At 69.7% G+C, this 8,416-nt stretch carries 8 protein-coding genes and 1 tRNA gene; 2 read left to right on the top strand and 7 right to left on the bottom strand.

The window, feature by feature from the left end; all coding sequences use genetic code 11:
* Nucleotides 1-79: 79 nt before the first annotated feature.
* Nucleotides 80-1,183 carry a HAMP domain-containing sensor histidine kinase gene (locus DJ75_RS01375; RefSeq protein ID WP_094522085.1) on the bottom strand — a complete coding sequence of 368 codons (1,104 nt, stop codon included), beginning with the start codon at nt 1,181-1,183 and terminating at the stop codon, nt 80-82.
* A 309-nt stretch (nt 1,184-1,492) separates the two neighbouring features.
* Between DJ75_RS01375 and DJ75_RS01370 the strand changes: the two genes are divergently transcribed.
* Complete coding sequence (locus tag DJ75_RS01370; RefSeq protein ID WP_094522084.1) at nt 1,493-2,578, top strand: alcohol dehydrogenase catalytic domain-containing protein; 1,086 nt, start codon at nt 1,493-1,495, stop codon at nt 2,576-2,578.
* Nucleotides 2,579-2,602: 24 nt separating this feature from the next.
* On the opposite strand, the gene DJ75_RS01365 is transcribed toward DJ75_RS01370, so the two are convergent.
* The 6 genes from DJ75_RS01365 to DJ75_RS01340 form a co-directional block, all read right to left on the bottom strand.
* Complete coding sequence (locus DJ75_RS01365; protein ID WP_094522083.1) at nt 2,603-3,529, bottom strand: amino acid ABC transporter permease; 927 nt, start codon at nt 3,527-3,529, stop codon at nt 2,603-2,605.
* On the bottom strand, nt 3,529-4,275 hold the full coding sequence (locus DJ75_RS01360) for an amino acid ABC transporter ATP-binding protein (protein WP_094522082.1): 747 nt from the start codon (nt 4,273-4,275) through the stop codon (nt 3,529-3,531). Before DJ75_RS01360 ends, DJ75_RS01365 begins: the two co-directional genes overlap by 1 nt.
* Nucleotides 4,272-5,039: an amino acid ABC transporter permease gene (locus tag DJ75_RS01355; RefSeq protein ID WP_094522081.1), complete on the bottom strand. Its 768-nt coding sequence runs from the start codon at nt 5,037-5,039 to the stop codon at nt 4,272-4,274. Before DJ75_RS01355 ends, DJ75_RS01360 begins: the two co-directional genes overlap by 4 nt.
* A gap of 1 nt (nt 5,040) precedes the next feature.
* On the bottom strand, nt 5,041-5,844 hold the full coding sequence (locus DJ75_RS01350) for a basic amino acid ABC transporter substrate-binding protein (protein WP_094522080.1): 804 nt from the start codon (nt 5,842-5,844) through the stop codon (nt 5,041-5,043).
* Between the two features lie 146 nt (nt 5,845-5,990).
* Complete coding sequence (locus DJ75_RS01345) at nt 5,991-6,827, bottom strand: COX15/CtaA family protein (RefSeq protein WP_094522087.1); 837 nt, start codon at nt 6,825-6,827, stop codon at nt 5,991-5,993.
* A gap of 728 nt (nt 6,828-7,555) precedes the next feature.
* On the bottom strand, nt 7,556-8,011 hold the full coding sequence (locus DJ75_RS01340; protein ID WP_094522079.1) for a DUF5814 domain-containing protein: 456 nt from the start codon (nt 8,009-8,011) through the stop codon (nt 7,556-7,558).
* Nucleotides 8,012-8,235: 224 nt separating this feature from the next.
* Between DJ75_RS01340 and DJ75_RS01335 the strand changes: the two genes are divergently transcribed.
* A tRNA-His gene (locus tag DJ75_RS01335) sits at nt 8,236-8,308 on the top strand.
* The last annotated feature ends 108 nt before the right edge of the window (nt 8,309-8,416 follow it).

Genomic DNA, 8,416 nt, shown 5'->3' with positions numbered 1-8,416 from the left:
GCGGCGACGGAGACGAAGAGGACGACGGACAGGCCGGGCTGAGCGACTTCTTCTGAGCACGCCGTCGCCGCTCGCGGCGCTACGTCGGCGGCGAGCCGCCCGGTTCGGTGGCGACGCTCTCCCGGTCCGACTCCGTCGAGTCGACCTCGTCGACGCTCTCGACGCCCGCGAACTCGAACCGCGCCCCGCCCGCTCGGCCCTCGGTCACGGACACCGACCAGCCGTGGGCCTCCGCGATCCGTTCGACGATCGCGAGCCCGAACCCGGTGCCGTCGTCAGCCGTCGTGTGGCCGGGCTCGAAGACGGACTCGCGCTCCGAGGGGTCGATTCCGGGGCCGTCGTCCGCGACGTAGAACCCGTCCGAGAGAACCCCGACGAGGACCCGGAGCGACCCGTCCGCCGGTTCGACGCTCCCGCTCGTCGCGTCGCCGACGTCCGCGTCGCCCTCGCCGGACACCTCGCCGGGCGAGCAGTCGTCGGACGCCCCGTGTTCGATCGCGTTGCGGAAGAGGTTCTCCAACGCCTGTCGGAGTCGGCTCCGGTCGCACTCGACCGTCGGAAGCGGGTCCTCGACGACGAGCGCGGCCTCGGGGCCGGCTCCGACCGTCCGCCACGCGGCGTCCACGACCGCCCGGAGGTCGACCGTCGCGGTCTCCTCGACGGTGTGTCCCTCGCGGGCGAGCGCCAGGAGGTCGGAGATGAGGTCGTCCATCCAGTCCAGCGCGTCGTGGGCTCGGTCGAGTCGCTCGTCGGCCGCCTCGCCCTCGAACTCCTTCGCCAGTTCGACGTTCCCGACGGCGACCGAGAGCGGGTTCCGGAGGTCGTGGGAGACGACGCTGGCGAACTCCTCCAGGCGCTCGCGCTGTCGCTCCAGCCGGCGGCGACGCTCGTCTCCCTCGCCGGCGGGGAGGAGGTAGCCGACGACGTCGCCGTCCCCGTCGCGGCGTCCGCACTCCCGGACCCACAGGGGGCCGTCGCCGGTCGCGAGGCGGTATGTGACGTCGACGTCCCCGCCGTCGAGCGCCGACCGGAGGCGCTGACGGTCCGCCTCGGCCGTCGCCTCCAACCAGTCGGTCCGTGGGAGGGCGTCGACGTCCAGCCGCGACTCGCCGCCGGCTTCGACGACGAATCGGTCCGGATCGCCGTTGGGGCGTCGATAGGCGACGCCCGGTCGGCGCTCCATCGGTAGTGACACGTTTCGATCGCTATCGTATAGGATATTAAACCTTACTTAACTATCAGTTGTCTGACTGTCGGTATCAATCTCGGTTCGTATGAAATCAAGGCGTAACGTGGCGAAAATAGCATTTTACCCCGATTTATTGACATCCGCAGCAAGCAGATCGGACTTTTATATCAAGTAGAAAATGCGTGTCTGACGGTGTAAATCGGGGGTATCCGGAGCTATCCGAGCCGACCCGAGGCGCCGCCCCCGGTTCGGGGCTATCCGAGGCCGGGAGGGTTTACCACGCTCCGTCTCCTCTCGACGGCTATGCGCGCGGCGATCCTTCGCGAGTACGGCGAACCGCTGGCGGTCCGCGAGGTACCCGCCCCCGAACCCGGACCCGACGAGGCGGTGGTCCGCGTGGCGGCCTGCGGCGTCTGTCGGAGCGACTGGCACGCCTGGATGGGCCACGGCGAGTGGGCCGACGACCGCGTCCCGCGCGGGCAGGTGCTCGGCCACGAACCCGCGGGCGAGGTGGTCGCAGTCGGAACGTCCGTCGACCGCTTCGAGCCCGGCGACCGCGTCGTCGTCCCCTTCTCGCTCGGCGACGCCACGTGCCCGTACTGCCGCCGGGGGGCCGGCAACGTCTGCGCCGACGGGCGGGCGCTCGGCTTCGAGGCGGACGCGCCGGGCTCGTTCGCGGAGCGGGTCGCCGTCCCCGCCGCCGACTATAACCTCGTCGAGCGCCCCCCGTGGCTCGACGCGACCGCCGCGGCCGCGCTCGGCTGCCGGTACATGACCGCCTACCACGCGCTCGCCGAACGGGCGGGGTTGTCCGGCGGCGACGCCCTCGCGGTCCACGGCTGCGGCGGGGTCGGGCTCTCGGCGGTCCAGATCGGCGACGCCCTCGGCGCCCGCGTCGTCGCCGTCGACGTCGACGACGACGCGCTCTCGCTCGCGAGCGACATCGGCGCCGACGCCCTCGTGAACGCGGCCGACGCTCCCGACGCCGAGGCCGACGACTCCGTCCCGGACCGGGTCAGGGACCTCACTGACGGCGGCGCCGACGTCTCCGTCGACGCGCTCGGGATCGCCGAGACCTGCCGCAACTCGGTCCGCTCCGTTCGGCCCCGCGGGACCCACGTCCAGGTGGGACTGACCACCGAGGCCGAGCGCGGCGAGGTGTCGCTCCCGACCGACTGGATGACCCGCTGGGAGGTGTCGTTCGTCGGTTCTCGTGGCATGCCGCCGACGAGCTACGACGACCTGTTCGCGCTCGTCGAGGCGACCGATGTCGACCCCGGCGCGCTCGTGAGCGACGAGATCGCGCTCTCTGCGGTCTCGGACCGGCTCGCCGCGCTCGGCGAGTACGACGTGCACGGGGTCGAGGTCGTCACCGACTTCGAGGGGTAGGCCGTGCGCGCGGCCGTCAGCGCCTCACTCCTCCCGTTCGACGCCCAGCCCGGGAATGGCGACCGCTCCCTCGACGCGAGCCATCAGCTTCGACGCGGTGAGCACGAGCGCGAGGTACGTCACGCCGGTCACGACGAAGATGAGCGTGTACCGGAACGTCTCGGAGGCGATCTGGTCGGCCCGGTAGTACAGCTCCGGCACCGTGATGAACGCCGCCAGCGACGAGTACTTGATCAGGTAGACGAACTCGTTGGTCCACGACGGGATCGCGTAGCGGAGCCCCTGCGGGAGCACCACGTAGTAGATCGTCTCCAGCTTCGAGAGCCCGATCGCGCGGCCGGCGGTGATCTGGCCCTCCTCGACGCTCTCTAAGGCGCCGCGGATGTACTCCGCCTGGTAGGCGGCGCCGTTGAGCGTGAACCCGAGGATCGCCACCCACACCACGTTCCGCGGGAAGACGCCCGAGAGCGCGCCGGGAACGTAGCTCGCGAGGTTGAGCCCGTAGTAGAGCACGAACAGCTGGGCCAGCAGGGGCGTCCCGCGCAGCAGCTCGGTGTACCCGAGCGAGAGCCACGAGGAGAACCGACCGTACACCCGCGCCACGGCCAGCGGGACGGCGATGAAGAACCCGAGGACGAGGCTCACGGCGGTGATAACGACCGTGAGCCACGTCCCCCGCGCGAGGTCCGGGGAGAGCTCCACGACGAACGCGGCGTCGCTCGCGTAGGCCGCGAGCCCGGGGAGCGCGGCGAGCGTCGCCTCCACCGCTCCCGCCGGAACGAGCGGCTGCCCGACCGGAACGAGAACGCCGCCGAGCCACCGGTTGACCCAGCTGACGACGAGCCAACCCCAGAACAGCGCGCCGGCGGCGACGAGGAGGAGCCGACCGACCGAGCGGTCGGCGGCGGCCACGCGTTCCCGGACCGTCGCGGGTCTCGTCGCGCTCGCCATCAGTCGTGACTCTCGATCCGTTCGAGGAAGCGGCCGGTCCGCTCCTTCTCGGGTCGTTCGAACAGCTGTTCGGGCGGCCCGCGCTCGACGACGTGGCCCTCGTCGAGGAACACGATCTCGTCGGCCACCTCGCGGGCGAAGCTCATCTCGTGGGTGACGACGAGCATCGTCATCCCCTCGTCGACGAGCCCGTGCATCACCTCCAGCACCTCGCCGATGAGCTCCGGGTCCAGCGCGCTCGTCGGCTCGTCGAACAGCATCAGCTTCGGCTCCATCGCCAGCGCGCGGGCGATGCCGACCCGCTGCTGCTGCCCCCCGGACAGCTCGGCGGGGTAGGAGTCCATCTGGTCGGCGAGCCCGACGCGGTCGAGCTGCGCGGCCGCCCGTTCCCGGGATTCGGACTCAGAGAGCCCGAGCACCCGGCGGGGACCGAGCGCGACGTTGCCGCGCGCGGTTAAGTGCGCGAACAGGTTGAACCCCTGGAACACCATGCCGACCTCTCTGCGGAGGTCGTCGACGTCGATGTCCGGCGAGAGCACCTCTTCCCCGTCGAGCCGGATCGACCCCTCCTGCGCCTCGGCGAGCCGGTTGACGCAGCGCAGCATCGTCGACTTGCCGGAGCCGGACGGGCCGATGAGGACGGTCACGTCGCCGCGGTCCATCTCGAAGGAGACGTCGTGGAGCACCTGCTCGTCGCCGTACCACTTCGAGACGTCGGTCACGCCGAGGAAGTCGCCGTCACTCACGCCGACTCACCCTCCGGGATCGCGTAGCGGGTGCCGAGGTAATCGAGCGCGCGGTTCGTCGTGAACGTGAGGACGAAGTAGATGGCACTGATGAAGAGGATGACTTCGAGCACCGCGGTCGTCTGCTCCGAGAACAGGTCGTATCCCCGGGTCAACAGCTCCGCGAGCCCGATCGCGAAGACGATGCTCGTGTCTTTCAACACGATCGTGAACTCGTTTTGGAACCCCGGGATCGACCGGCGCAGGGCCTGCGGAACGACGACGTACCGGACGGCCTCGAACCGCGAGAGCCCGATCGAGCGGCCGGCCTCCAGCTGGCCGGCATCGACGCTCGACAGCGCCGCACGGAAGATCTGCGACTGGTAGGCCGCGCTGCGGAGGCCGAGCCCGAGTATCCCGGCGGTGACCGCGGAGGATATCGAGGCGACCCCGAGGTTGATCTGCGGGACGCCGACGACGAAGTACATCACGATGAGGATCACGACGATAGGCGTTCCTCGGAGGACGATCCCCGCGGCGTTGACGGCCCGTTCGAGGTAGCCGTCGCCGTACACCTCGACCGCGCCCGCCGGGAAGCCGACGAGGAAGCCGAGGAGGATCGAGGCGAATGTGAGCCCGATCGTCAACAGCGCGCCGACGCCGAGGTAGTCCGCGTTCCTGAAGACGAACTCCCAGTCGGCGGCCTCGCCGACGAACGGCCAGTTTAGGGCCGCGGCGCCGAGGCTCTCGACCGCGGCGAGCGCGAGCGTCCCCGCGGCAGACATCCTACTCTTGCCCGAACCAGGTGTTGGTTATCTCCTCGTACGTGCCGTCCTCCTGTACGGTCGCGAGGCCGTCGTTCAGCGCCGACTGGAGCTCCGACTCGCCCTGACGGAGGCCGAACCCGAACCGCTCGCCGGTCTCCTCGACGAACGCGACCGTCACGTCGCGGTTGGCCGCGAACGTCTCGGCGACCGGGTTGTCGACGACGACGGCGTCGATGTTGCCGTTTTCGAGGTCCTCGACGGCGAGGACGTAGCTGCCGTACGTACTGGCGTCGTCCTCGGCGATGACCCCCGGTTCGACGAGGTTCGACTGCACCTGGTCGGCACCGGTCGTCCCGGACTGCGCGCCCACGCTGACGCCCTCGAAGTCCTCCCAGCCCGACGGCTGGAAGTCGCCGCCGTCGCGCACGAGGATCGCCTGGTCCGACTCCCAGTACGGGTCGGAGAAGGCGATCGTCTCCCGACGCTCGTCGTTGATCGTCATCGCCGCCGCGATCACGTCGATCTCCTCGTTCTGCGTGAGCGCCGGGATGAGCGAGCTGAACTCGAAGGTGGCCCACTCGCCGATCTCGTACTCGGTCTCTTCGACGACCGCCTCGAGCAGATCGATGTCGAACCCGACGAGCTCGCCGTCCTGCTGCATCTCGAACGGCGGGAACCCCGGCGCGGTACCGGGCGTGATCGTGGTGCCGCTTCCGCCGTCGCCGAGGCACCCGGCGACGCCGGACAGCCCGACTGCGCTGGCGCCGCCGGTCAGCTTCAGATACGTCCGACGACTCACGTCGGTCTCCGTTCGATGTGACATACCGGTGTGAGAACGGGGACTGATTTCAACCTTTCCTCCGCGAGCGGGACGCCTCGTCCGCCGTCGGCCGAGTCCCGCCCGATCGATCGGGCGGGACTCGGCCGCGGAGGGGGGTCCGACGTCGGTCCGGTCAGTCGCCACCGCGGTCAGTCGCCGCCGATCGGTTCCGTCGCGGTGCCCGCGCCGTCGGCGCCGCGGGCGACCCACGCCGCGCCCGCCGCGAGCGCGACCGCGACGCCCAGCGCGGCGAGATTGATCCGCTCCCAGCCCGCGGTGTACAACACCAGGTCGCGCCCGAGGAGGAGCGTCGCGACGAGCGCGGCCATCGCGCCGGCGGCGAGGAGTCGGACCGTGGCGGCCGTGGACCGACTCACGCCCGCGTAGCCCGACCGGACCGCCTCGGTGGCGAACGCGACCGTCGCGACGAGTCCGAGATGCCCCGCGAGCCCGGTCGCGTAGAAGCCGGCCTGCGCGCCCGGCGAGTACGTCACGAACGGGACCGCCCGCGAGAACACCGCGCTGGCGACGATTCCAACGAGTCCGACGGTCGCCGCGATCCGGAGGAGCCGCGCCGACCCCCGGCCGCCGCCCCAGATGGTCGTCAGTCCGAGCAGCGTGAAGATCGTCAGCGCGACGATCAGGTGGGCCGCGTGCGTCGAGACGGTGTAGCCGCCGGGGACGAGACCGCCGACGGTGACGGTGATCGCGCCGACGGTGATCTGCAGCGGGAGGATGACCACCGCAAGCGTCGCCGCGAGCCGCGTCCGCCGGTCGAAGCTACCGAGCCACGTCCAGCCGGCGGTCCCGATGATGAGGAACCCGGTGATCATCGCCCACGCCCGGTGGAACCACTCGATGAAGTCCGGGTTGATCGTCAGCGCGGGGATGAGCTGGTCGGAGCAGAGCGGCCACTGGGCCTCGCACGCCAGCCCGGAGCCGGTCGCCGCGGTGTAGACGCCGAGCGCGAACAGCGTCAGCGTCATCCCCGTCGTCGCCGCCGCGTATCGTCTGAACGTCAGCCACGCGGGCCGAAGACTCATTGATCGAGTTCGGGCGCGAGCGCACTTAGACCGTTCGGAGGCTCCACGCGGGCGGGAAGACGAATCGGCCGGAAGCCGGCGCCACGATTTATAAATAGGAACGCGGTGGCGCGTGCCGAGGAGCGCCCGGAGGGCGCGACTCGCTCGCGCGAGGGAGTCGGCCGCCCGAAGCAACGCGGAGGGCGGCCGACGAGGTTGGGGAGGCGTGAGGCGGCGGTGCGGTTGCGGTCCCGCGAGCGAAGCGAGCGGGAGCACGGAAGTCGCAGCACGCGCAGCGAACGGAGTGAGCGAGTAGGACCGTCTTCCGGCGGTCGGGTGGGATTCAAAGCGGCAGTCGCGATTCTCGCGAGCAACGCGAGCGGGAAGACGGGAGACGAAGTCTCCCGGAAGGACGAAGCACGACGACGGAAGCAGCGTGGCGCTACGCGCCACGGGCAGCCGGCGGCGAAGCCGCCGGCGACACCACAGCGAGGGAGCGAGAGCGACCGAGCGAGGAGCGCAACGAGTCGCGCGAGTCCTCGCGGCTGGGGCTTTGGGGTGTCCACCGTTGATTCCAGATCAGTCGTTTATAAGTAAGCGGCTGGGGGTTCGGGAGCGTTCACCGCCCCACCGACGGAAACGGTATATAAGTGAACGTTCGAACCGACGGAATCGCAGCTCCTCGTTTCGTCTTACCCCGACAGCTCTCGTTTCGCTCGCCGCGCCCGCTCGGACATCTCCTCGTTGCCCTCGACGTCGGCGAGGGTCTCGACGGCCTCCAGGTTCCGCACCGCGTCGTCGAGGAAGGAGAGCACGTCGCCGGTGTACGCGTACACCATGTAGTCGTCAGTCATCACGTCCACGATCGCCTGCGGGCCGAGCCCCTCGGCCCGAAGCTCCAGCACGTATCGCATGAACTTCTCCTCGGGACAGCCGCAGTAGGGGTTCGCCTGACAGTCGCAGTCGAGGAAGTCCTCGGCGAAGTCGAGGATGCGGTCGCGGGTCGTGGAGTCGAGCTTCGAGAGCCCGTCACCGGTGAACAGCATGTCGAGGGTCGCGCCGGCGAAGGCCCCCTTCGGGACGTTCGTCTCCAGCTGGGAGGCGAGCTGCCGGTGGTTCTTCACGTAGATCTTGTCGGTGAACGCCACGGTTATCGTGAGATACGCCGGCTGGCAGTAAAAACGGCGTGGTCGCCGTCGCCGTCGGTGAAACGGTCGTCCGAGGCCGAGCGCGGCCGGTCACCGACCCGGGTCGAGCGCGACCGATCACCGGCCCGGGCCGAGCGCGACCGATCGCCGAACGGCATCGGGTCACACGCCCGTCCGGGAGTCGTAACGGTTATTTATCAAAGCGGGGTAGATATCGACGCGTGTCCGGGTTAGGGTAGTGGACTATCCTTCAGCCTTGTGGAGGCTGAGACGCGGGTTCGATTCTCGCACCCGGACCTTCTCACGACGACCGCAGGGAGGAGTGACAAGGCCGGATGGCGAAATTGAATCACGCGAGACGAGCGGAGCGAGTCTCGCCTCGGGTTCGATTCTCGAACCCGGACC

It is taken from the genome of Halorubrum sp. Eb13, assembly GCF_002252895.1.
GTDB lineage: Archaea > Halobacteriota > Halobacteria > Halobacteriales > Haloferacaceae > Halorubrum.
Note: the sequence above shows the minus strand (reverse complement) of the source record. Positions and strands in the feature narration are given on the sequence as shown.